The organism is Geobacillus sp. G4 (assembly GCF_040327975.1).
Lineage (GTDB): Bacteria > Bacillota > Bacilli > Bacillales > Anoxybacillaceae > Geobacillus > Geobacillus thermoleovorans.
On record NZ_JBEPJY010000132.1, the window covers coordinates 1 to 246 of the forward strand.

Here is a 246-nt window from a genome sequence, read left to right on the forward strand (position 1 = left end):
TATTCCACGGATGGCGCCCGGCCAGCACGTGAAAGGCGATCAGCACGTAATACGCGGGCCAGATGCGGAAAATCCGCCGGATGATAAAGCGCTTTGCGTCGACGTTGCCTGTTTCGGCGTACTGTCGAAGCAGCAGGCCGCCCACCAGAAAACCGCTCAGCGTGAAGAACAGATTGACGCCTTCGCGCCCAAAGCTTTTCAGCGGGTACTCGATAATCTGAATCAGAAAATTACCGGTGTGAACGG

1 protein-coding gene is annotated in these 246 nt (G+C 56.1%); it reads right to left on the reverse strand.

Annotated features, from left to right (window positions below; genetic code table 11):
* The coding region (locus tag ABS784_RS17240; RefSeq protein WP_352513429.1) for an acyltransferase family protein at window positions 1–246 on the reverse strand (246 nt) is incomplete at both ends.